This window comes from Amycolatopsis sp. SID8362 (assembly GCF_010550475.1).
In the GTDB taxonomy this organism is placed as follows: domain Bacteria; phylum Actinomycetota; class Actinomycetes; order Mycobacteriales; family Pseudonocardiaceae; genus Amycolatopsis; species Amycolatopsis eburnea.
On sequence record NZ_JAAGNB010000055.1, the window covers coordinates 15,539 to 35,930 of the forward strand.

General features: G+C 70.5%; 28 protein-coding genes. 5 read left to right on the forward strand and 23 right to left on the reverse strand.

All coding sequences use genetic code 11. The annotated features are described in order from the left end of the window. Positions 1 to 9 precede the first annotated feature (9 nt). From G3I65_RS01575 to G3I65_RS01660, 19 genes are all read right to left on the reverse strand, one after another. On the reverse strand, positions 10 to 360 hold the full coding sequence (locus tag G3I65_RS01575; RefSeq protein WP_160694022.1) for a hypothetical protein: 351 nt from the start codon (positions 358 to 360) through the stop codon (positions 10 to 12). 14 nt (positions 361 to 374) lie between these two features. Continuing rightward, entirely contained in the window at positions 375 to 788 is a 414-nt protein-coding gene (locus tag G3I65_RS01580) for a hypothetical protein (protein ID WP_160694024.1), read from the reverse strand. A gap of 12 nt (positions 789 to 800) precedes the next feature. Further along, entirely contained in the window at positions 801 to 1,172 is a 372-nt protein-coding gene (locus G3I65_RS01585) for a hypothetical protein (RefSeq protein WP_160694026.1), read from the reverse strand. Then, positions 1,169 to 1,522 (reverse strand): phage head-tail connector protein, encoded by a 354-nt coding sequence (locus tag G3I65_RS01590; RefSeq protein ID WP_160694028.1) that lies wholly within the window; start codon positions 1,520 to 1,522, stop codon positions 1,169 to 1,171. Before G3I65_RS01590 ends, G3I65_RS01585 begins: the two co-directional genes overlap by 4 nt. A 2-nt stretch (positions 1,523 to 1,524) precedes the next feature. After that, entirely contained in the window at positions 1,525 to 2,838 is a 1,314-nt protein-coding gene (locus G3I65_RS01595; RefSeq protein WP_160694030.1) for a phage major capsid protein, read from the reverse strand. Positions 2,839 to 2,974: 136 nt separating this feature from the next. Beyond that, entirely contained in the window at positions 2,975 to 3,781 is an 807-nt protein-coding gene (locus G3I65_RS01600; protein ID WP_160694032.1) for an HK97 family phage prohead protease, read from the reverse strand. Continuing rightward, complete coding sequence (locus G3I65_RS01605) at positions 3,774 to 4,007, reverse strand: hypothetical protein (protein ID WP_160694034.1); 234 nt, start codon at positions 4,005 to 4,007, stop codon at positions 3,774 to 3,776. The genes G3I65_RS01600 and G3I65_RS01605 overlap by 8 nt, the downstream gene beginning before the upstream one ends. Next, positions 4,004 to 5,251, reverse strand: a complete 1,248-nt coding sequence (locus tag G3I65_RS01610) for a phage portal protein (protein WP_160694036.1) — start codon at positions 5,249 to 5,251, stop codon at positions 4,004 to 4,006. Before G3I65_RS01610 ends, G3I65_RS01605 begins: the two co-directional genes overlap by 4 nt. Then, positions 5,251 to 5,448, reverse strand: coding sequence for a hypothetical protein (locus G3I65_RS01615; RefSeq protein ID WP_160694038.1), 198 nt, complete (start codon positions 5,446 to 5,448; stop codon positions 5,251 to 5,253). The genes G3I65_RS01610 and G3I65_RS01615 overlap by 1 nt, the downstream gene beginning before the upstream one ends. 10 nt (positions 5,449 to 5,458) lie before the next feature. Beyond that, positions 5,459 to 6,988 (reverse strand): terminase, encoded by a 1,530-nt coding sequence (locus G3I65_RS01620; RefSeq protein ID WP_160694040.1) that lies wholly within the window; start codon positions 6,986 to 6,988, stop codon positions 5,459 to 5,461. Continuing rightward, positions 6,985 to 7,305, reverse strand: a complete 321-nt coding sequence (locus G3I65_RS01625; protein WP_160694042.1) for a hypothetical protein — start codon at positions 7,303 to 7,305, stop codon at positions 6,985 to 6,987. The genes G3I65_RS01620 and G3I65_RS01625 overlap by 4 nt, the downstream gene beginning before the upstream one ends. An 87-nt stretch (positions 7,306 to 7,392) precedes the next feature. Then, entirely contained in the window at positions 7,393 to 7,680 is a 288-nt protein-coding gene (locus G3I65_RS01630; RefSeq protein WP_160694044.1) for a hypothetical protein, read from the reverse strand. Positions 7,681 to 7,874: 194 nt separating this feature from the next. Then, positions 7,875 to 8,096 carry a hypothetical protein gene (locus G3I65_RS01635; protein ID WP_160694046.1) on the reverse strand — a complete coding sequence of 74 codons (222 nt, stop codon included), beginning with the start codon at positions 8,094 to 8,096 and terminating at the stop codon, positions 7,875 to 7,877. Then, positions 8,093 to 8,221, reverse strand: a complete 129-nt coding sequence (locus G3I65_RS58160; protein ID WP_255481825.1) for a hypothetical protein — start codon at positions 8,219 to 8,221, stop codon at positions 8,093 to 8,095. Before G3I65_RS58160 ends, G3I65_RS01635 begins: the two co-directional genes overlap by 4 nt. After that, positions 8,218 to 8,367 (reverse strand): hypothetical protein, encoded by a 150-nt coding sequence (locus G3I65_RS01640; RefSeq protein ID WP_160694048.1) that lies wholly within the window; start codon positions 8,365 to 8,367, stop codon positions 8,218 to 8,220. The genes G3I65_RS58160 and G3I65_RS01640 overlap by 4 nt, the downstream gene beginning before the upstream one ends. A 9-nt stretch (positions 8,368 to 8,376) precedes the next feature. Next, positions 8,377 to 9,366, reverse strand: coding sequence for a helix-turn-helix domain-containing protein (locus G3I65_RS01645; RefSeq protein ID WP_160694050.1), 990 nt, complete (start codon positions 9,364 to 9,366; stop codon positions 8,377 to 8,379). Next, positions 9,359 to 9,748 carry an HNH endonuclease gene (locus tag G3I65_RS58695; RefSeq protein ID WP_160694052.1) on the reverse strand — a complete coding sequence of 130 codons (390 nt, stop codon included), beginning with the start codon at positions 9,746 to 9,748 and terminating at the stop codon, positions 9,359 to 9,361. The genes G3I65_RS01645 and G3I65_RS58695 overlap by 8 nt, the downstream gene beginning before the upstream one ends. Next, positions 9,745 to 9,915: a hypothetical protein gene (locus G3I65_RS01655; RefSeq protein ID WP_160694053.1), complete on the reverse strand. Its 171-nt coding sequence runs from the start codon at positions 9,913 to 9,915 to the stop codon at positions 9,745 to 9,747. Before G3I65_RS01655 ends, G3I65_RS58695 begins: the two co-directional genes overlap by 4 nt. Before the next feature lie 382 nt (positions 9,916 to 10,297). Next, positions 10,298 to 11,746: a recombinase family protein gene (locus G3I65_RS01660; RefSeq protein WP_160694055.1), complete on the reverse strand. Its 1,449-nt coding sequence runs from the start codon at positions 11,744 to 11,746 to the stop codon at positions 10,298 to 10,300. 174 nt (positions 11,747 to 11,920) lie between these two features. Here G3I65_RS01660 and G3I65_RS58170 point away from each other — a divergent pair, with 174 nt between their 5' ends. After that, positions 11,921 to 12,046: a hypothetical protein gene (locus tag G3I65_RS58170; RefSeq protein WP_255481826.1), complete on the forward strand. Its 126-nt coding sequence runs from the start codon at positions 11,921 to 11,923 to the stop codon at positions 12,044 to 12,046. On the opposite strand, the gene G3I65_RS01665 is transcribed toward G3I65_RS58170, so the two are convergent. Next, entirely contained in the window at positions 12,030 to 12,578 is a 549-nt protein-coding gene (locus G3I65_RS01665) for a chorismate mutase (RefSeq protein ID WP_160694057.1), read from the reverse strand. The genes G3I65_RS58170 and G3I65_RS01665 overlap by 17 nt on opposite strands. A gap of 31 nt (positions 12,579 to 12,609) precedes the next feature. Here G3I65_RS01665 and G3I65_RS01670 point away from each other — a divergent pair, with 31 nt between their 5' ends. The 4 genes from G3I65_RS01670 (at position 12,610) to G3I65_RS01685 (ending at position 17,226) form a co-directional block, all read left to right on the forward strand. Continuing rightward, positions 12,610 to 13,431, forward strand: coding sequence for a Nif3-like dinuclear metal center hexameric protein (locus G3I65_RS01670; RefSeq protein ID WP_160694059.1), 822 nt, complete (start codon positions 12,610 to 12,612; stop codon positions 13,429 to 13,431). Between the two features lie 10 nt (positions 13,432 to 13,441). Continuing rightward, positions 13,442 to 14,179 carry a zinc ribbon domain-containing protein gene (locus G3I65_RS01675; RefSeq protein ID WP_160694061.1) on the forward strand — a complete coding sequence of 246 codons (738 nt, stop codon included), beginning with the start codon at positions 13,442 to 13,444 and terminating at the stop codon, positions 14,177 to 14,179. Next, the gene (locus G3I65_RS01680) at positions 14,176 to 15,285 is read left to right on the forward strand and encodes a bifunctional RNase H/acid phosphatase (protein WP_160694063.1); all 1,110 of its coding nucleotides are present in this window, start codon (positions 14,176 to 14,178) and stop codon (positions 15,283 to 15,285) included. The genes G3I65_RS01675 and G3I65_RS01680 overlap by 4 nt, the downstream gene beginning before the upstream one ends. 198 nt (positions 15,286 to 15,483) lie before the next feature. Next, entirely contained in the window at positions 15,484 to 17,226 is a 1,743-nt protein-coding gene (locus G3I65_RS01685) for a hypothetical protein (protein ID WP_160694065.1), read from the forward strand. A 163-nt stretch (positions 17,227 to 17,389) separates the two neighbouring features. Here G3I65_RS01685 and G3I65_RS01690 read toward each other — a convergent pair whose 3' ends face one another. The 3 genes from G3I65_RS01690 to G3I65_RS01700 form a co-directional block, all read right to left on the reverse strand. Further along, entirely contained in the window at positions 17,390 to 18,631 is a 1,242-nt protein-coding gene (locus tag G3I65_RS01690; RefSeq protein WP_160694067.1) for an SLC13 family permease, read from the reverse strand. Positions 18,632 to 18,703: 72 nt separating this feature from the next. Beyond that, entirely contained in the window at positions 18,704 to 19,816 is a 1,113-nt protein-coding gene (gene sfnG, locus G3I65_RS01695; RefSeq protein WP_160694069.1) for a dimethylsulfone monooxygenase SfnG, read from the reverse strand. Between the two features lie 31 nt (positions 19,817 to 19,847). Further along, a partial coding sequence (locus G3I65_RS01700; protein WP_160694071.1) for a LuxR C-terminal-related transcriptional regulator occupies positions 19,848 to 20,392 on the reverse strand: 545 nt, incomplete at its 5' end.

Consider the following 20,392-nt stretch of genomic DNA (forward strand, 5'->3'; position numbering starts at 1 on the left):
GTCGATCTCCTAGTAGGACAGAACGGAACGCTTGATGTCGGCCGGGGTGCCGGTGTAGTTCACGAACGCCCGGCCCGCGTTCGTGTCGCCTTCCGGGAAGGCGAACGTGCCCGGCGAGATCGGGCCGACCACCTTCGTTGCACCGGCCGCGAGCGACACCGTCAGGTCGTCGACCGCGAGGCCGTCGAACGTTGCCTGGGAGACCACGACGGCAGTTGCGGGCGAGCCGCCGGTGTTGGACAGCAGCAGGAACACCGACGCGCCGGTGTCGATGATGTCGCCGTCCACGTTCGGGGACGCCGCACTCGGGATCGTCCCGGCCCGGGTGATCTTCTGAGTGGTGACGGACTGACGTGCCATGTCGTAGATCTCCCTTACGGCCGTGAGAACTCGGGGTCACCGACGCACATGAACGTGATCTCGGTCATCTCCTGGTCGCCCCGGTCGCCACCGACCGGGGCGGGCTGGATCAGCACCTGCCCGGTCCAGCGGACGTGTTCGAGCGCGATGTCCGGGTGGTGATCGAGCTGGAAGTCCACGACCACGCCCCGGTTGTTCCAGAGGAAGTCCTCGAATCCGCCGGCCACCCACTTGCTGTAGGTCTTCACCTGAAGCGTCGGCTCGGCGTCGGTCTCCGCGATCGCCACGCCGTCCGGGCAGTAGCTGTAGAGCCGGTCGCCGTCCTGCACGCCCGGGTCCAGGTTCCAGCTCGACAGCTGGCACTCGACCGACACCGTGCCGATCGTGAGGTTCAGCAGCTTCAGCCGCCGAGCGGTGAGCGAGCCCATCGGTTCCTCCTCCTACAAACCCACGTCGACCGTGAGGGCATACGTGGGGAGCTGTGTCCCGCCCTGCTGAAGCAGGCCCGGGGATGCCGAGGTGACCGAGAACAGCGGGTCACCCTCGATCGCCTCCCGCATCGGCTCCACCAGTTCGTAGAGCCGGGTGGTGGCGTACTCGTCGAACGGGACGACCAGGTGCACGACGAACGCGGCTTCCGTGGGCCCGGCGTCGTGGCCGTAGCTGCCCCACTCCACCGTCGGCGGCGCGATTACGGCACCAACGCCGGTGACCGTCGCGGCCGGGTTCTCGTACACCCGACCGTCGAGTTGCCCGACGGCTTCGAGCGCGGCCTTCAGCGCGGCGACGGCGTCCTGGATTTGAGTGCTCATGCGAACACCGGCCCTCGGAACCGCCCGATCTGAAGCAGCCGCTCGATGTCGGGATCGAACGATGGGATGCGGGCCGTGCCCAGCTCGCCCAGGGTCACCAGTGCTTCGGGCGACCGGCGACGGGTGAACCACCGACCGGCCAGACGAAGCGTGCCGAGCACCAGGTCTGGCGTCGGCACCGGGACGTCGGGCAGCGGGTTGGGCCGGTAGTCCACATCGCACCGGACCCGCTGCACCACCGTGACCGCCGCGTCAAGGCACGCCTGAAGAGCCGCGTCATCGGATGCCCCGGCAGGGATATCCATGTCGGCCTTGAGGTCTGCCAGCTGCGGCGGCCACGTCGTCGTCATGTTCAGGCAGCCGTCACGGTCATGATCGCGACGCTGTTGGGGTGGCGCACCAGGGTGCCGACGTAGCCCCAGATGCCCATCCGGACGGCAGCGGGACCCGCGACCTGCTCGTACGTGAAGTCGATGACGTCGGACTCGCCGAGGATGACCGCGTGGCGGCGGAGGACGGCGTACTTCTCCGCGTAGGCCGTCGGGATGCCGGAGGTACCCAGCGCGTCCATGCCCTCCAGGTCGCCGACCATCAGGTTGCCCAGGGCACCCCGGGCGTTCTGCGGGCCGTAGCGCGAGACCGGCATGAGCGGGCGACCGGTGCTGTCCTTGAGCTTCCGGTGCGCGCCGAAGCGGCGGAAGTTCATCACGACCAGGTCGGCCGGGCCGCGCTGGTCGCCGGCCACGGCGGTCTGCGCGTCGATCGCACCGTCGATCGCACCACCGTCGGCGGCCTTGAACGCGGCTTCGTTCGCGAACGTCGAGCCGGTCGCCGTGCCGCCCGCGAGGATCGCCGTGCACACCAGGCTTTCCACGATCGCGTCCCAGGCGGACCGCAGGTCGCCGAAGATCAGCGAGTCGACGGCAGGGCTGGAACTGTCGAGCAGCTGGCGGGCGACGTCCTGGTACGCGGCCTTGGTGACCGGCGTCAAGGTGTCCTTGTCGGTGGCGAACCGGTCGGTGCCCCACCCGGCGGTGTTGGCGCCCTCGGCCGACTGCGTGAGGATGTTCGCGTCCGTGCCGGTCGTCTGCTTCGGCAGGGTCAGCGGGCGCGGGTCGCGGCCGAGCGGCAGTCGCCGGACCATGTCCGCGACGGCGCGCGCCTGGCGGGCCAGCGGGTCGTACTCGTCCACGAGCCACTTCGGCGGGATGATGCCGGTTCCGCCGGACGCCTGCGTGACCGCGCGCATGTGCTCTTCGAGCCGCTTGCGCGAGTCCTGGTCGTTCAGCACCGTGGACCGGTAGTGGTCGGCGAAGAACGACCGCTCGCCACCGTCCACCACGGACCGGTAGTGACCGGGGTCGCGGTCGCGGGTCGTGGTGCGGCTGCGGGTCTGCTCGCCGCCGAGCTGCTGCGCGTCGCCCTGACGCTCGTCGCCCAGCGACGCGGTCAGCTCGCCGACGCGGCGGGAGCGGGTCTCGACCTCGGTCAGGGACTCGATCTGGTCCGTCAGCGCCTTCAGCTGCGATGCCTGCTCGGTGACCGAGCGGAGTTCGTCTTCGGTGAGGTCGCGGTTGCCCTCGGCCGCACGGGTCTGCATGCCCTCGATCGAGGAGCGCAGCGCGTCGTGCTGCTCGCGCAGCCGGACCAGGTACGGGTTCGGCATGACGCCGTCCTCCCGGGCTCGGAACGGAATTCCGTCCGAGCGGCCGGGGTGTCAGCTTCGGTGAGCGGCTGAGGTGTCGGCGTCCACGGTGTGGTGATCGAAGTCTAGCTCAAGTTGAAGTCAGCTTGAGCTATCTTCACGCGTGCTTCCCGTGGTGCGAGGCGAACAGAGCCCGCCCCGCTGGGGTCGCCTGCATGACGTTGGTGGCCAGACCGTCGGCCATGGTCGCGGGCACGCCTTCCTTCAGCAGCGCGTCCCGGAGCGTCGTCCACGGCTCGGCAGCCCCGGCGTAGCGGGCGAAGCCCTCCGGCCCGGTCCAGTACCTCCACAACGGTGAGCCGGGGCCGTACTTCAGGTTCGAGCCACCGTGCGCGGAGCGGGTCAGCAGCTCAGCGTCAGCGGAGAGCACCGGCAGCTGCGCGAGGATCTGCGCGGCCTCGGCTCGCCGGTCCACGGTGGACTGCGCGCGCACCGAGGCGACCATGGCGGCCTCGCCGTAGGCGCCGGCCATCACGATGGCGACCTCGGTCAGGGTCGCGGTTCGGCGCTCGACCACCCCGCCGGACAGCGTGCGGTTCTGGCCTTCGCGGAACCCGATGGACAGCTCGGATAGCGCGCCGTCCTTCACCAGCTCCAGCGTCTCGTCGCCGAGCGGAGTCTTCGATACGCGCCATTCGCCGTAGAGCCCGGCGGCGTCGTCGCGCAGTTCGTTGGCCTTGCCGATCAGATTGCCGCCGTGCGGACCGTGGTCGCGCATGAACGGGATCCGATGCGCGGCCCGCAGCTGCGCGTTGAACGCACCTCGGGCGAACTGCTCGGTCAGCCGCGAGTCGATGTACTGCGGTCGGCCGTAGGGCACGGCGATGCCCGTGATGGTCCGGCCGTCTCCCGACGAACGGACTTCCAGTTCCGGCATGAACTGCCGGGTCAGCATCTCAGTCATGGCGAGCGACCTCCCTCAGGTCCAGCCGGGTGGTGAAGTGGCCCATGCACAGCCCTCGGCCGGGCTCGAACTCCAGCACCGGGCAGCCGTCCACGATGCACTCGGAGACGGAGACGACCTCGGCGCGCGGGTCGGGGCGCCGCTTCGGAGTCGGCTCCTGCTCGGTGGCCTGCCGCGTCGTGGCGGCCTGGCGCTTGCTGGGAGCCTTGCGGGTCCGGGTGGTCATGATGCGTTCCCCTTCCGGGTCGGGAGCGGCAGCACGGCCGCAGGCTGCTGGGCGGGCGGGGTCTCCTGCGGGCGGGGCCGGTCGTCGATGCCCTCCTTCGGCGGGAGGTCGTCTTCCTTCGCGCGGGCTTCGGACGGCAGCAGGAACCCGGCGTCGATGCCAACCTTGTAGGCGCCGTACCGGGCTGCGGTGTCCGAGCGCAGCAGCGCGCCGAGGTCTGCCCGGACCTGTGTGCCGCGCGGGAACGCCAGGGACAGCGTCTGCTCGAACCGCGTCAGGTGGCCGCCGATGCTCAGCTTCAGCAGCTCGATCGCCTCGGTCTCCGAGGTGCTGTAGGTCATCGAGTCGCCGGACGACGCGCCGAGGTAGCGCGGCGGCAGCCCGAAGGCGTTCGCCACTTCCAGTAGCGACAACTTCCGTGCCTCGACCAGCTGGAGCTTCTCCGGCTCCCACGCGAGCGTCTGGAACTCGGTGTTCGGCGCGAGTGCCGCCAGGGTGCGATCCCGCTGCGTCTCCAGGAACAGCGCCTTCGCGGTGCGCAGCTGGTCCGGCGTCACGTCCGGACTGGTCGCCTTCAGGAGACCGGTCGGCACGCCGTCGTTCGCGATGTTGTTCGCCTGGCGCGCTAACTCCTCGGCGAGGTCGAGCGCACCGTGGCCGTTCAGGTGGGCCTCCAGCACGCCGAGGCCGCGCAGCTCGCCCGGCTCGGCGAGGCCCTTCACGTGGAAGACGTCGTACGCGGAGAACGTGCGCGTGCCGATGCTGTACTCGATGGCGCCCTCGGGCAGCACGCTGTAGGTCTGGCCGTTGACCCGGCGGACGCCGACGCGGCATGCCGGGACCGGCACCACGGCCGTCGGCACGCCGAGCGCGTTTCGCTCCGTGTACACGCCTACCGCGTTGCCGTGCAGCAGGTAGTCCGCCACCCATGCGGCCATGCTGACGATCCGGACCTCTTCAGGGTTCGGCTGCTCCAGCAGGACTGGGCGCGGCGTGACCTTCTCGGCGACCTCGCGACCGTGCGAGGTGTACGCGTCGAACGGCAGGCCGCCGATCAGGTCGGAAATCAGGCTCACCGCCCGGCCGACGCCGGGGATGCCGAGCGCGCGGACGAAACCCGCGTGGCCCCAGCCGGTGTCGCCGATCAGGTCCGAGGCCGGGGCGATCCGCCAGCCGTTCGAGACGATCATCCGAAGCTGCTGCTCGGCGACAGCCGAGCGCATGAAGGTCTTCCCGAGCCCCATCACAGCCTCCCGGCTTCGCGCAGCACGCCGAGCGCGCCGAGGACCAGGCCGCCGAGGACCAGCCCGGCGACGACACCGAACACCGGCCCGGCGGTCACGGTCACCAGCAGCACCAGCCCGGCCAGCACCGCGAGCACGCCGAGCACCTGCGCGGCCGACGGCCACAGCGCCCGGAACTGCTTCAGCACTTCGTCCACAGTGGTCTCCTCACACCACGCCGAACCAACCGGCGGGCTTCTCCTCGGGCAGGGTCCGGGCCAGGTGCACGGCGCCGGCCATCGCGTACGTGGCGTCGCAGTGGCCCGCACCACGACGCACGAACACCCAGGCGTCGCCTCGGCGTCCTTTCTCAGTTCCGCCAACCTGTGCGTTGAACAGCGGGTCGTCCGAGTGCGCCACATCGCCCGCATCCACCAGCTCGGCGAAGCCCATGCAGACGGCCGGCACCTCGGCGCGGATGCCCTCGACCTCGACGCCTTCGGGCGGCCAGCCGTCCTGGTCGTTGTCGTCGAGCACGGCGGCGTACGCAGCGGCCGGGCCGGACGGGAACCAGCCGACCCGGCGCGGGCCGACCTGGCGCACGACAGCACGCATCTCCCGGCGCATCACCTTCATGTCGTCCCACGCCTTGACCGCCTCGACGCGCACGCGGCCGTCCGAGAGTTGCGCGGCGGCGGCCAGCGTCGCGTGACGGCCGTCGATCGAGACGTCGAAGCACAGGGCCACCCGGCCGCGCACGGCGGAGAGGTCGCCCGGATCCCGGCAGTCAGCCCACTTCCCGGCGTCGATCGCGGGGTCGAGCATCGGCACCGACATGCACAGGATCTCGGTCAGAAACGTTGCCAGCTCTTCGCCGCCAGCACGCTGGGCACGGCGAGCGGCGCCGAGGATGTTCGAGAGCGACAGCCGGTATCCGACGTTCGGGTTGGCGGCCTGGATCGCGGACACGTCGGTGGCCTTCGAGCCGTCCGGGGCGGACCACTCCAGCAACCCCAGCCGCTCGTCACCTTCGCCGGTCTCGATGAAGTCCAGTGCGGCCTTGCGCAGCGAGTGGAGTACCACCGCTCGGGCGTCGCCCTGGTTGCTGATCAACCATCCCTGCGCGTCCGAGACGGCGTTCATGGCGGGCACCGCTGCGCCGTAGGCGGACCAGTCGGCGTGCTCGCGTAGCTCGTCGAGCACCAAGCGGTGAATCGTCAGCGACCGGCCGCCCTTGCGGTTCGACGCCGCGATCTTGTAGCGCGCGTGGTGGATCGTCCGAAGCACCTGCTCACCGTTGGCCCGCCGGATGCCGTTGGGAGCTATGTCCTCCGCCAGCGCGTCGACCGCCTCGGCCAGCTCGACGGCCTTCTCCCACGACTCCTTCGCGTAGTCCAAGTTCGTGGACGTGCCGAGCACCAACCTCCGGTCTTCGACGAACAGCCAGAACAGGATCAGGATCACCAGTAGCTCGGTCTTCCCGTTCTGCCGGGCGACCAGGATCAGCAGGATCAGGAACCGGGGCCGGCCATCGGGCAGCAACTCGCCGCCGTGGATCGCTGCCCAGCGCTGCCAGGGGTCCAGCGGCCGGGCCAACACGTTGACGGCGAACTCCTCGACATCGAAGCCGTAGCTGGTCTCGGGCGTCAGTGCGCAGCCGCACCCGCAGGGACCCGGAGGACCGCTCACCAGCGGCGGCGTGAAGAGTCTGGGCGTCGTCGAGCCATAGACCTCGGGCTCGACCGCTGCGGCCGTCATGCGCTACCCCGAGCCGCGCGGCGCTCCTTCAGCTCGTCCTTGGCCTTCTGGCTGGGCGACCGCTCGGCTGGGCCGGACCGGGGCACGATCGCCTTGCGGGCAGCGGGAGTCATGCCCAGCTCGGCCAGGACGGCGAGCAGCTTTCCGGCCAGTTCGGCCACGGTCCGGCCGGACTTCTCCCCATCGATCGTGATTCCGAGCCGAAGCGCCAAGGCGACGGCCGCCTGGTCCTCGTCCTCGGTGTCCAGCTCGGCCAGAGACGCGCGCACGGCGGCGTGGACGTCCGTCCCGTCCGGAAGCTCCTGCGGGGCGCTCATCGGGCGTCCTGGAGGCCGGGGAGAGAGAAGTTGATAGGGACGTGGATCAACCGGTGTCCACTGTGGCTCAAAAAACTGATCACCGGCTCACCACCTGGTCATCGGCTGCGGCTCGGGGTCGAGCACTCGTGCGTTGCGCAGCTGTGCCCCTGCCTGCCGGTTGCACCGTCGGTGCTCCGGTCCCTGGTACTCGCGCTTGCCCGTGCCATCCCGGTGGCCGAGGTCCCACGGTGTGCCGGGCCGGATGACCTCACCGCACCGGGCACACGGCACCTGGCCGGTGGCGACCCTCGGCGACCACGCACGGCGCAGGGCCTGGTGCTGCGCGCCGTAGCCCTCGGCCGTGGTCTGGCCTGGTCGCCTGTGATGGGTCACGTGATCAGAGTACCGCCGGTATCTGGATACCAACGGTAGATCAGTGGGTCGCGCGTAATGCGCGCAGGCGTGTGCGTGCGCACGTTGTGTTGCTGCTGCCCGGTGAGACGTGGGTGAGACGCGCGACCTGGGCATGGACACGCCCCGTCCCACCGATGTCGATCAAGTGAGACGGGGCGTGAGACTTGGTGGGCTTACCCGAGGCCGGCGGCTTCCTCGGCCAGCTCGGTGCGCTGCTCGTCGGTCAGGTCGTCCAGGGCAGCCGCCACGCGGTCCCTGCGCGGCGAGTCCGGCCAGATGGTGCCGAGCCACTCGATCCGGCGCTCCAGGGCGCCACGGGCCGTCTCTTGCGGTTCGCCCGGCCCCAGCGGGTTCTCGGCCACCCGGCGGATCAGCTCGGCGAAGTCGTCGTTCATCGCGTCCTCCCGATCACGCGCTCACGGCGCTGCTCGGCGACGATCAGCTGGTGCCGGTAGATCGCGGCGTAGACCACGAGCGAGCCGAAGGCCGAGCCTCCGGCAGTGGCCAGGAAGGTCGTCATCGGTCGTTCTCCTCGGTGGTGTCCAGTCCGGACAGGTCGTCCGGGACGTCGAAGCTGATGGGTGTGATGGTCACGCGCTCGACCAGGACGGTGCCGTCGGCCAGCTGGTAGCGATGCTCGGTGACCACGGGTTCGCTCGGGTTCATCGATCCTCCTCAGGCGGCCGGGTTGGCCTTCTCGATGTGTCGGTTCAACGGGATGGCGAAGTTCGCGTCGTAGCTCTCCTCGAAGCAGCCGATCTCCAAGGTGTCGTCCGGGCGGCTCTCGGCCGCCTGGAAGGCGATCTCGGCCATCTCCAGGCATCGGGGCCACCGGTCGGCGAAGCGCAGCAGCAGGGTGTGCGCCCGGCGGGTGTCCTCGGGGTCCAAGCGCAACCGGGGGACGACCAGGTCGATCAGCTGCTCGCCCAGGGTGGGCTCGGGCTCGATGGCGGCCAGGGACTCGGCCCGACGGGCACCCGCTACTCCTCGGCCGAACCTCGACGGTCGGATGGCGAGCGCGTCACCCGGCGCAGCCGGTGACGTGTGTGGTCCCGTGGGCTGGTCCACCGGGCTGGTCGTCTTGGGCTGGTCTATTGGTTGGTCGGGGGCCATTTGCCCCGTCTTAGGACGCCCCTGCTTCCGTCTTAAGACACCCCTGTTTCCGTCTTCAGTCGGGGCAGCTTCCGTCTTAAGACGGGTCTGCTTCCGTCTGACTACGCCAGGGTCCACTTCAGACGGATCCTGGTGCGTCTTGCCAGCCCGGCGTTCGTAGTACCGGCGGTTGCGCTCGGACCTTGTCGCCTTTCTGGACCTGGCCGCGTCGACGTTCTGGTCGGCCATGTCGTCGAGCAGCTCGTCATCGTCGATCCGAAGGCGCCAGACCGAGATTTCGCCGCCCCGGTGCCACTTCGTCCCGGTCTCCTCAATCAGCCGGTACTTCTCCAGACGCTCCAGGACCCGGCGTGCGTCCCGGGGGTCGTCCGAGCCGATCGCCATGGCCAGGGTCTCGTTGCTGGGGTGGGCGTTCTCCCCGGTGTCGCCGTCGGCGTAGCTGGCCAAGATGAACAGCAGCAGCCGAGCCCGCAGGTCTGCCCGCCCCTGGCCGTCCCGGATGACCGGGAGGTCCCGGACCCACCGCAGGGTCGCGAAGGCGTCGTCAGGCACTGCGCACCGCCCTGCGAGCCTCGGCCCGGTTCCGCATGACCACGGAGACGTGTCGTCCGGAGTGGATCGTGTCGGCCGCGTTCCCCTTCGGGCTGTCCCAGCGGAGGTTCTCCAGGCGGTTGTCGGTCTTGACCTGGTTGCGGTGGCAGCCGTGCCAGCCGGAGGGGCACGGGCCGATGAAGGCGGCCAGTACTGCCCGGTGGACCAGCATCTGCCGACTGCCGGGGCGCAGCGTGACGATCTTGTAGCCCCAGTTGCTCGTGCGCAGGAACATCAGCCGCCGTGAGCCGTCCAGTCGGACCTCGCGCATCCGGCCCCGATCGCTGACCTCGTAGTGCTTCTCGAACCCGACTACGGGCCGCCAGCGCTCGACCGCGTTCACTGGTCACCGCCGGTCTGCGGAGCGACGACACGCCACGTCGACATCGGGCGCGAGCCGCGCCACGTCACCGATCGGACGGCCAGGCCGTGCTCGACGAGCGCCGTCAGGCCTTTCATGGCCGTGACCTCCGTCGCGCCGAGCATCTCGGCGACCTCGGCAGTGCGCATTTCGCGACCTTCGAACAGGCCGAGAACGTAGGTTCGAAGGGCTGCTCTCGGGAGATCACCGGCTCGGAAAGGCTCAGCGCTGATCTGGACAAGACTCATGGAAGTCTCCAGGTGGGGCGGGGTTTTGGTGACACCACAAACGTTAGCCGACCTTGGAGAAGAATGATATTACCCGTGCAGGTAGCGTAGGTCAGCTACATATGGGATCGGAATTCTGATCCGCACGCCGAACGACGCTTTACTGCTCTATTTCGAATAGACTGGTGGCATGACGGGCGAAGCGCTGGCTGAGTACGCGCGCACGCTCGTGTCCACCTGGCCCCCGATCACCGACGAGCAGCGCCAGCGCGTGACCGCGCTGCTCACCCCGGGCGAGGCCGAGCTACCGGGGCAGGATCTCGACCGTCTCCGGGTCGAACGCGTGCCGGCCACGCGGGGCCTTCAGGATCGTGACGGTGACCAGGGCGCCGATGATGGCGCGCTGGCGCTCGATGGTCTTCGCCAGGAACGCGCGACTCGGGCTCGGCGCATCGGCGACGCCCTCCAGCGCCGAGCCGTCTGACAGCTCGGCCAGCTCCCGCTTCAGCCTCTCGATCTCCGGCCGTAGGCGCGCGTTGGTGGCCTTGAACTGCTCGGCCGTGTAGCCGGACTCCGGGTCGCCGAAGAGTGCGGCGGCCTCCTCGGCTCGCGCCTCCAGCATGGCCAGCTTCTCCATGATCGGCGCACGGTCGACCGTCTTTGGCAGCAGCTTCACGCCCTGGTCGTCCAGCCGGGCGCACACCACGGCGCGGACCAGCTCGTCGATCGGCCCGGCCAGCCGGGTGTGTCCGGCCTTGCACATGTACCGGGGCGCTCCGGCCGCCGTGGTGCCTCCGGAGCGTTCCAGCTCGCCGCACCAGCACCGGTAGAGGAAGCTGCCCGAGAGGGTCAGCGAGGTACGCCCACGGTTCGGGTTGGTCGTTCGCGCCGGATCGGCCAGCTTGTGCGCCAGGGCCACCCAGAGGTCCTCGGCGGCCTGGCGGTCATCTGGAGCGAACATGGGCTTCCACTGGCTCTTCGGCAGCTTCTCCAGGGCCTTCCGGAAGTCCTTCGTCCCGGCCGGGATCTTGCCCACCCGGCCGGCGTTCCGGGGCCGAAGGATCATCTGGCGGAAGTTCGAGCCGTCCCACGGGCTACCCGCCGTCGTGGTCATCCCGGCCTCGTTCCAGGCGCCCCAGATCGAGCGCGCGCTGTCCCCAGCCAGCAGGCGCTTCGCCGCGTCCAGGCCCGCCTCCTGCTCGGAGCGCTTGATCCGGCGCCCGTCGGACTTGTAGCCGAATGGCCGCCGCCCGCCGGTCCACTGGCCATCGGCGATCAGCTGCTGCTTCCGGTCGCTCTGGCGTTCCTGGATGTCCTCCACCTCACCAGTGTCGTTGGCCGACATCCAGCGGAACATCCGGCGTCCCGCCGAGGTGGTGAGGTCGACCGTCGGCGAGTGCGTGAACTCGAACCGGGTCCCGTAGCCGCGCGCCAGGTCGATTTGATCTTCGGACTCACGCGGATCACGGGTGAGCCGTCCCGTGGTGTACGCGATGATCATCCCGAAGAGGCCGGCCTCCGCGTCCCGGAGCATCCGCTGGTAGTCCGGCCGCTCCTTCTCGCTCTTCGCGCTCGCGGAGATGTCGTTGTCGCAGTAGACCCGGACGACCTTCGCGCCGAGCCGCTTGGCATGCGCCCGGCAGTGCATCTCCTGCCGCTTCACGCCGACCTTCCGGCCCTCGCGGTCCTCGGAGATCCGCAGGTAGATGGCTGCTGTGTGCGGATCCGCGACCCGGACGATCGTCTTCGTCATGTAAAGATGCTATCTTGAGTTTTCGAGCAGACGAAGACGATGTGGGTCACGTCCGCGAGCGTAACCGGCCGGTTCACCCGGTCACCCGCTCGCTCGGCGGTACCCCCGCCCCACAACCGGCACTTAGCGTGATCAAGCGAGGACGCGAACCGGAAGGGAAGCGATCATGCACGGATGCTGCTCGAAGTGCACCGGTCAGGGCTGCGGCTGCTGCGGCAACTGCAACTGACGCTCGACGCGGCGCTCGCGGCGACGGCGGCCAGACGTCGCCGGGGCGCCTCCGTCAGCCCGTGCAGGTAGCCGACGTCGCCACCTGCAGGGCTCGCGCGTGCAGGGCGTCGAAGTGGTGGACGACGTCCGCCATGCCCGCCGCCACCAGTTGCCGGGCCGGGCACGAGCGGGAGGACCGCGCCGGGGAAGTCAGCTCCGTCAGCAGGCCCGTGTTCAGCCGGTCGATCACCGGGCGGATCGTGCTCAGGTCCGGTCGCGGCGAAGGCACCTCCGACGGGTGCGCGTCCCAGCGCGCGTAAAGCCCGCGCTGCACCAGCTTGTTCGCCTCGATCTGGGCGCGGAAGAACCGGACCGCGTCCGCCGGGTCGAGGCCGAGGCCCGGGGCGCGGGCGGCCACCGAGTCGTAGATCTGCTGCTCGCGGGCCGGGTCGTCAATCGGGGACGGCGTGCCGTACTTCGCCGCCGCCACCTGGTCGGCGATCGCCACGCGCTGCGCCGCGAGGTCGGTGAGCCGCCACAAACCCTGGGGGGAAGCCGAGGACGGACCGGCCGCCACGAGGAGACCGGAAACCACCGCGAAGAGCACCGCCAGTACCCGCATGGCCCGCGACCGTACATGCGAAGATCCCCGGATGCCCGCACTATCCGAAATCATCACCGTGCTGGAGCAGGCCTACCCGCCCGCGCTCGCCGAGTCGTGGGACGCCGTCGGCCTCGTCTGCGGCGATCCCGCCGAGCCCGTCACGCGCGTGCTCTTCTGCGTCGACCCCGTCGCCGAGACCGTCGACGAGGCCGCCGAGCTGGGCGCGCAGCTGATCGTCGCGCACCACCCGCTGCTCCTGCGCGGCGTGCACGGCGTGCCGGCCGACACCGCCAAGGGCGCGCTCGTGCACTGGATGATCCGCGCGGGCATCGCCCTCTACTGCGCCCACACCAACGCCGACTCGGCCGACCCCGGCGTCTCGGACGCGCTCGCGCGGGCGATCGGGCTCCGCGTCACCGGCCCGCTGGAGCCCAACGCCGACGGCGTCACCGGCATCGGCCGCCTCGGCGAGCTGCCCGAGCCGGAGCCGTTCGCGGTCTTCGTCCAGCGCGTCGCCGACGCCCTGCCCGAGACCGTGCCCGGGGTGCTCGGGGCGGGCGACGAGAACCGGGAGATCCGCACCGTCGCGGTGTCCGGCGGGGCCGGGGACTCCTACCTGAAGCAGGCCACCGCGGCCGGTGTCGACGCCTACGTCACCGCCGACCTGCGGCATCACCCCGCGGGGGAGCACCTCGCCGCGGCCGGGCCGGTGCCCGCGCTGGTCGGGCTGACCCACTGGGCCAGCGAATGGCCGTGGTGCGGGCAAGCCTCGGCGGTCGTGGCGCGGGCCTTTGCGGGTAACGTCGACGTTCACGTCTCCACGCGGTGCACCGACCCGTGGAACGTCCGCGCCGAGCGCACATCGAATTAAGAGGAGCACCGTGAAGGCCGAACCCGCCGTGCAGCGCCAGTTGCTCGAGCTCGCCAAGGTGGACGCCGAGCTCTCGCGCACCGCGCACCGCCGCCGCACCCTGCCGGAGCTGGCCGAGATCGACGCGGGGGAGAAGACCGCCCGCGAGCGCCGCGACGCGCTCGTTTCGGTGGAGACCGCCGCGTCCGACCTCGACCGCGAGATCGCCCGGCAGGAGAAGGAGATCGAGTCGGTGCGCGCCCGCGAGGACCGCGACCGCAAGCTCCTGGCGTCCGGCTCGGTGAACGCGAAGCAGATGACCGACATCGAGCACGAGCTGCAGTCGCTGGAGCGGCGCCAGCGCGCGCTCGAGGACGACCTGCTGGAGCTGATGGAGCAGCGCGAGGCCCTCGGCCTGGACGCGCAGCGCACCGGCGCCGAGGTCGACAAGGCCGAAGCCGAGGTCGTCGCCGCGACCGCCCGCCGCGACGAGGCGTTCAAGGACCTCGACACGATCCGTGCGCGCCGCGAAGAAGACCGCGCGAAGCTGGTGCCGCGCTTCCCGGAGCCGCTGCTCAAGCTGTACGAGCGGGTCCGCGAGCACAAGGGCATCGGCGCCGCGCTGCTGCGCGCCCGCCGCTGCGGCGCCTGCCAGCTGGAGCTGGACCGCAACACCGTCAACGAGATCAAGGGCTCGCCCGAGGACGACGTCATCCAGTGCGAGAACTGCGGCGCGATCCTGGTCCGGACCGTGGAGTCGGGTCTGTGACCTCGCACGTCATCGTCGAAGCCGACGGCGGGTCCCGCGGCAACCCGGGGCCCGCGGGCTACGGCGCCGTCGTGAAGGACAGTGACGGCCTGGTGCTCGCCGAGCGGAAGGAAAGCCTCGGCGTCGTCACCAACAACGTCGCCGAATACCGCGGGCTGATCGCCGGGCTGGCCGCCGCGGCCGAGCTGGGCGCGTCCACAGTGGACGTCCGGATGGACTCGAAGCTCGTGGTGGAGCAGATGTCCGGGCGCTGGAAGATCAAGCACCCGGACATGCAGCCGCTCGCCGTGCAGGCCAAGGAGCTGGCCGCCGGGTTCGCCCGCGTCAAGTACGAGTGGATCCCGCGCGCGCAGAACTCCCACGCCGACCGGCTCGCCAACGAGGCGATGGACGCGGCCGCCGGCAAACCCGCCCAGCCGAAGCTCCCGACTCGCAAACCCGACCGCGCGACCGTGGCCTGGACCGGCGCGAAGGGCACCCCGACCCGGCTGCTCCTGCTCCGCCACGGCCAGACGGAGATGTCGGCGCTGCGCCGCTACTCCGGCCGCGGCGACATCCCGCTCACCGAGCTGGGCCGCGCGCAGGCCGCGGCGGCGGCGAAACGGCTGGCCGCGATGGACGGCCTGGTCGTCGACGGCGAGCCCGTCCCGATCATCTCCTCACCGCTGACCCGCGCGAAGCAGACCGCGCAGGCCGTCGCCGACGCGCTCGGCGGGCGCGTCGAGACCCACCCCGGCCTCATCGAGACCGACTTCGGCGACTGGGAAGGCCTGACGTTCGCCGAAGCGGCCGACCGCGACCCCGAACTGCACGGCTCCTGGCTGGGCGACAGCTCGGTGCCGCCGCCCGGCGGGGAGAGCTTCGACGTCGTCCACCGGCGCGTCCGCAAGGCCCGCGACGAGCTGATCGCCGAGCACGGCGGCAAGACGTTGCTGCTGGTCAGCCACGTGACGCCGATCAAGACGCTGCTGCGGATGGGCCTCGACGCCGGCCCGCAGCTGCTCTTCCGGCTGCACCTCGACCTGGCGTCGCTGTCGATCGTCGAGTTCTACCCGGACGGCAACGCGTCGGTCCGCCTGGTCAACGACACCTCGCACCTGTCCTGACGGCCGCTGAGATTTTTAAAGAGATGTGGGGTGGATCACGCTCAATGCCGACGCGTGGCCGACCCCGGATGGGGTATTGGCTACAGTGTCTCGACCGCGTCGCCGCGGTGGCGGGCCGGCTGGATCGGTCCACTAAGGGGGCGCCAGCTCGCGCGTATCCCACCGGCAGAAGCCTGCGGGCGGAACAGTGACGAGGACATGACGGCTAGCGCACTCACCGAGACCTCCCCGAGCGACGTCCCCGAGGACCCGGCGCCCGCGACGACCACGCGGAGCTGGGGCGCGCGGCTCGCGCCGGTGCTGGCCGTGCTCGCCGGCGTCGCGGCGGTCGCCGTCCACGCCACCCGCTACGGCCACTGGATCGTCGACGACGCCGCCATCACGTTCTCCTACGCCCGCAGCTTCGCCGACGGCCTCGGCCCGGTGCTGCAGCCGGGCGCCCCGCCGGTCGAGGGCTTCTCCGACCCGACGTGGATGGTGCTGCTCGGCCTCGGCAAGCTCGTCGGCCTCTTCGACCACGGCTCGCTCTTCGGGCTCCCGGACTACGTGCTGTTCCCGAAGGCGCTGGGCCTGCTGTTCACCGGCGGCATCCTGACCGCCTGCTACTTCGCCGCGAAGCAGATCTTCACCCGCTTCGCGTGGCTGGCCACGCTGGTCGCCGGCCTGACGCTGGCGACGATCCCGTCGTTCGTCATCTGGGTCGTGTCCGGCCTGGAGAACTCGCTGTTCGCGTTCGCGGTGGTCACGCTGGGCGTGACGCTGTTCGTCGCGGTCCGCAACGACCGCCTGCTGACCCCGAAGGTCGCGCTCTGGGCCGGGGTCATGGTGGCGTTCGCGGCGCTGACCCGCCCGGAAGGCCTGATCTACGCGGGCGCGTACCCGCTGGCGGCGCTGTTCCTGCTGCGCGGCGGCCTGTTCTGGAAGAGCTTCCGCCTGGCGCTGCTGTCGGTGGCGGCGTTCGCGGTGCCGTTCGGCGCGTACGTCGTCTGGCGCCACGCCGAGTTCGGCAGGCTCCTGGCCAACCCGTCGGTGGCGAAGCAGCAGGGCCTGCCCGGCTTCGACGCGGTGAAGCGCCCGTTCGAGCTGGTCGGCTACGCGGGCTGGGCCGGCGTGGTCGTGCTGGCGCTGGTGATCGTGTTCGCGCTGGTCAAGGCCCCGTGGCGGCGGTCGCTGGTCGCGCTGCTGGTGCCGCTGGGGCTCGGCATCGTCGCGTACGGCGTGATGGTCGCCGACTGGATGTACCAGCACCGCTTCGCCAGCCCGATCTGGCCGCTGGCGGTCATCGCGGGCACGCTCTCGGCGGGCGAGCTGCTGCGCCACCGCCGCGCACTGCTGCGCGTCGGCGTGGTCGTCGTGCTGCTCGGCGCGTTCGTCCCCTCGGCGATCGGCTTCGCGGCCGCGGCCGACAAGTTCGCGAAGAACCCCAACATCACGGCGTGCCTGGTCGCGGACCGCTTCGGCCGCGGCTTCAACACGTACGCGGACATCCTGGGCCTGCGGAAGGCGTCGCTGCTGTTGCCGGACCTGGGCGGCTCGTCGATGACCAGCCGCCTCGAGCTGGTCGACATGGCGGGCCTGGTCAACAAGCCGATCGCGGACCTGGTCCACGACAACGACCTGGCGGGCCTGCGCGACTACGTGTTCGACACGGTGAAGCCGACGTTCATCCACTCGTGGGGCCCGTGGGCGGCCGGGAACGGCATCGCGCTGGACCCGCGGTTGGATCGCGATTACGTGCTGATCTATTCGTCGCCGATCGAGGGTCTGAGGAACGGCGACTGGGTCCGCCGCGACGCGGTCACGGACCCGGCGAAGCTGAAGGCGGCGCAGGAGTACGCGGCGAAGACGATCCCGGCGGTGGCAGCGGACCGCTTCGGCGGCCCACTGGACGACTGCGGGGCGACGATGAAGCCGGGCCAGACGATCACGATGCCCAGCTGAGCGGTCAGGGGTCGCTTTCCGGTGTTGCCGAGCTTCGCGGCCGCGCCTGGTGGAGTTATCGAGGTGCCGTCGCCGATGGGGCGGCGGCACCTTCAGCAGGGCGACCAACAGCGGAAGTCGCCCTGGGCGAGTGTTCGAGGCTCAGCGACGGGTCGACCACGGCTCAGCCCGCCACGGTCAAGCTCAGCCACAACGCCCCGGTCGCCGCGGCCAGGCACAGTGGGGTCGTGAGCGCGCCCAGCGCGTGGAACGTGCGGGCCGACGGCGGGGCCGGCAGCGTCCGGCGCCACAGCAGCGTCGCCAATGAGCCCAGGTAGGTCGCGTTCGGGCCGATGTTGACGCCCAGCAGGACCGCCAGCAGCACGCCTGGTGCCGGGTGCGGGCCGAGGACCGAGAGCAGGATCAGCGTCGCCGGGAGGTTGTTGACCAGGTTGGCCAACAGCGCCGCCACTCCGGCCGCGATCAGGAGGTCGAGCAGGCCGGTCGACGTCGGCAGGACGTCGCCGAGGAGGCCGCCCAGCACGTGCTCCGAAACCGCCTCGACGACGACCGCCAGGCCCAGCACGAACAGGCACAGCTGCGGGGACGCCTCGGTGATCAGCTGCCACGGCCGGATCTTGCCCGCCGACAGTGCGCGGACGCCCAGGACCAGCGCGGCGAGCGCCGCGATCCAGACCGGCTCGACGTGGCCGAGCTGGCCGACGCCGAAGCCGGCCAGGGTCAGGCCCAGGACGACCAGGGCGAACGTCGGGGTTTCGAGGTGCTGCGTCGGCTCGGCGGTCTCGCGCGGGCGCAGGTCCAGCGCGAAGAACCGCAGGAACACCAGCAGCTCGATGCCGATGGTGACCAGCCACGGCAACGCCATCAGCGCCGTGAACCCGGCGAACGTCAGGCCCGACGCGGCGAACGCCAGGAGGTTCGTCAGGTTGGACACCGGCAGCAGCGTCGATGCCGAGTTGGCCAGGTGGGCGCACGCGTAGACGTGGGGGCGGGGCGGGAGCTCCAGGCTCTTCGCGGTCGCGAGCACGACCGGGGTCAGCAGGACGACGGTGGCGTCCAGGCTGAGGATCGCGGTCACCCCGGCCGCCGCCGCGAACGTGAGCACCAGCAGGCGGCGGGGCTTGCCGTGGCACGCCTCGGCCAGGCGGTTGCCCAGCCAGCTGAAGACGCCGTCGACACTGGCCAAAAAGGACAAAAGTAGGATGGCGGCCAGGAAGCCCAGGGTCGGGAGGATCTCGACAGCCCGCTGCCCGGCTGCTTCGGGGCGGACGAGCCCGAGCAGCAACGCGAGACCCGCCGCCGGCACCGCGGCGACCGCTTCGGGCCACCCGCGTGGCCGGACGATGGCGAAGACCAGCACGACGGCCAGCAGCGCGAGGCTGCCCGTCCCTGCCCAGAAGTTCACCCGCTCAAGCTAATCGACGGCCGCGCAGGGCAGCCGCGTGACCACCGCCCCGCGGGCGGCAGGGCGGCCGCCTCAGACTCCCAGTGGCTCCGGCGTCGCGGCTCCGCGGGCCAGGTCCTGTTCCTTCGCCCGGATCACCGGCAGCACCTCCTTGCCGAAGTGCTCCACGTCCTCCAGGTAGTGCAGGAACCCGAGCAGCAGCAGGTTCGCCCCGCGCTTCTTGTACTCGATCGCCCGGTCGGCGATCTGCTCCGGCGTGCCGATCAGCTTCGTCCGGAAGCCGTCGTTGTACTGCACCAGGTCCTCGAACCCCGAGTCCGCCCACATGCCCTTCGAGTCCGAAGTGGACTTGCCCGCCTGCGCCACCGCCGACCGGAACCCTTCCACCGCCTCGACGTTGGCCTTCTCGACGATCTCCTTCAACACCGCGCGCGCCTCGCTCTCGGAAGAACGCGCGATCACGAACCCGTTCAGTCCGAATCGGACGGTCCGCGAATTCTCCGACGCGTAACTGCGAACCTCCGAGACCTGCTCGCTGAACCCGTCGAAGTCCTTGCCGTTGCTGAAGTACCAGTCCGAGACGCTCCCGGCCAGCTTCCGCGCCGCCGTCGAATTGCCGCCCTGGAAGATCTCCGGGTGCGGGGCCGCGACCGGTTTCGGCTTGATGTCGAAGTCGTGGATGCGGTAGAAGTCGCCGCGGAACTCCGCGTGGTCGCTGGTCCAGAGTTCGCGCAGGACGCGGATGAACTCCTCCGACCGGCGGTAGCGCTCGTCGTGTTCCAGCCACGGTTCGCCGAGGCCGGTGAATTCGCCCTTGAACCAGCCGCTGACCACGTTCACCGCCGCGCGGCCGCCGGAAATGACGTCGGCGCTCGCGATGAACTTCGCCAGCACGCCGGGGTGCCACAGTCCAGGGTGGACGGCCGCGATCACCTTCAAGCGTTGCGTGGCAAGCAGGAGCGCCAGGCTGAACCCGGTCGACTCGTGCTGGTAGGCGGCGCCGTAGCTCGCGGTGTAGCGGACCTGGGAAAGCGCGTACTCGAACCCGCTGTTCTCGGCCAGCACGGCCAGCTGCCGGTTGTACTCGTAGCCCCAGTCCGTCCGCTGCTCGATGTCGGACGTGACGAGGCCACCACTCACGTTCGGGACCCAGTAGGCGAATTTCAGCGGTTCTTCGAACGACATGGCTCGAGTAGAGCAACGACCCGGAATCGGGTCAACGCGCGTCCGCACGGTGGGACTTGGCCAGCGCACCACCGAGTTCCGCGCGGCCGGGAATGCCGAGCTTCCGGTACGCGCCCGACAGGTGCAGCTCCACCGTGCGCCGGGTCAGGTGCAGCGCCGTCGCGATCTCGCGGTTGGTCAGGCCCTGTGCGGCCATCACCGCGATGCGGTTTTCCTGCCGCGTCAAGCCGTGTTCGTTGTCCTTGGCCGGGGTCAGCGCGCGCCGGGCCGAGCGCAGTTCCTCCGCCGCGCGGCGGGCGAGCGGACGCGCGCCGCAGTGCTCGCTCAGCTCCACCGCCTGCCGCAGCGTTTCGATGGCCTTTTCGGACTGGCCGTGCCGCGCCTGCAGGCTGCCCAGCTCGGTCAGCGCCGTCGCCAGCTGCAGCCGCGCCGGGGATGTCCGCAGCGTCGTGATCGCCTTGGTCAGCGCGCGCTCGGCTTCGTCGTCCTCGCGCACGAGACCCAGCGTCGTCAACGCCGTGCCCAGCGGCCGCGCCGCGCCCCAGCGGACCGCCGCGGTGCTGTCCTCCTCCGCCA

What these genes read in the sequence shown, in the direction of transcription:
- G3I65_RS01605 (WP_160694034.1), bottom strand. Translation starts at nt 4,007, where the DNA reads ATGACCACCCGGACCCGCAAGGCTCCCAGCAAGCGCCAGGCCGCCACG.
- G3I65_RS01585 (WP_160694026.1), bottom strand. Translation starts at nt 1,172, where the DNA reads ATGAGCACTCAAATCCAGGACGCCGTCGCCGCGCTGAAGGCCGCGCTC.
- G3I65_RS01665 (WP_160694057.1), bottom strand. Translation starts at nt 12,578, where the DNA reads ATGCGGGTACTGGCGGTGCTCTTCGCGGTGGTTTCCGGTCTCCTCGTG.
- G3I65_RS01580 (WP_160694024.1), bottom strand. Translation starts at nt 788, where the DNA reads ATGGGCTCGCTCACCGCTCGGCGGCTGAAGCTGCTGAACCTCACGATC.
- G3I65_RS01685 (WP_160694065.1), top strand. Translation starts at nt 15,484, where the DNA reads ATGACGGCTAGCGCACTCACCGAGACCTCCCCGAGCGACGTCCCCGAG.
- G3I65_RS01660 (WP_160694055.1), bottom strand. Translation starts at nt 11,746, where the DNA reads ATGACGAAGACGATCGTCCGGGTCGCGGATCCGCACACAGCAGCCATC.
- G3I65_RS01655 (WP_160694053.1), bottom strand. Translation starts at nt 9,915, where the DNA reads ATGCGCACTGCCGAGGTCGCCGAGATGCTCGGCGCGACGGAGGTCACG.
- G3I65_RS01590 (WP_160694028.1), bottom strand. Translation starts at nt 1,522, where the DNA reads ATGACGACGACGTGGCCGCCGCAGCTGGCAGACCTCAAGGCCGACATG.
- G3I65_RS58160 (WP_255481825.1), bottom strand. Translation starts at nt 8,221, where the DNA reads ATGACGACCTTCCTGGCCACTGCCGGAGGCTCGGCCTTCGGCTCGCTC.
- G3I65_RS01635 (WP_160694046.1), bottom strand. Translation starts at nt 8,096, where the DNA reads ATGAACGACGACTTCGCCGAGCTGATCCGCCGGGTGGCCGAGAACCCG.
- G3I65_RS01670 (WP_160694059.1), top strand. Translation starts at nt 12,610, where the DNA reads ATGCCCGCACTATCCGAAATCATCACCGTGCTGGAGCAGGCCTACCCG.
- G3I65_RS01620 (WP_160694040.1), bottom strand. Translation starts at nt 6,988, where the DNA reads ATGACGGCCGCAGCGGTCGAGCCCGAGGTCTATGGCTCGACGACGCCC.
- G3I65_RS01640 (WP_160694048.1), bottom strand. Translation starts at nt 8,367, where the DNA reads ATGAACCCGAGCGAACCCGTGGTCACCGAGCATCGCTACCAGCTGGCC.
- sfnG (WP_160694069.1), bottom strand. Translation starts at nt 19,816, where the DNA reads ATGTCGTTCGAAGAACCGCTGAAATTCGCCTACTGGGTCCCGAACGTG.
- G3I65_RS01595 (WP_160694030.1), bottom strand. Translation starts at nt 2,838, where the DNA reads ATGCCGAACCCGTACCTGGTCCGGCTGCGCGAGCAGCACGACGCGCTG.
- G3I65_RS01575 (WP_160694022.1), bottom strand. Translation starts at nt 360, where the DNA reads ATGGCACGTCAGTCCGTCACCACTCAGAAGATCACCCGGGCCGGGACG.
- G3I65_RS58170 (WP_255481826.1), top strand. Translation starts at nt 11,921, where the DNA reads ATGCTGCTCGAAGTGCACCGGTCAGGGCTGCGGCTGCTGCGGCAACTG.
- G3I65_RS01625 (WP_160694042.1), bottom strand. Translation starts at nt 7,305, where the DNA reads ATGAGCGCCCCGCAGGAGCTTCCGGACGGGACGGACGTCCACGCCGCC.
- G3I65_RS01600 (WP_160694032.1), bottom strand. Translation starts at nt 3,781, where the DNA reads ATGACTGAGATGCTGACCCGGCAGTTCATGCCGGAACTGGAAGTCCGT.
- G3I65_RS01610 (WP_160694036.1), bottom strand. Translation starts at nt 5,251, where the DNA reads ATGGGGCTCGGGAAGACCTTCATGCGCTCGGCTGTCGCCGAGCAGCAG.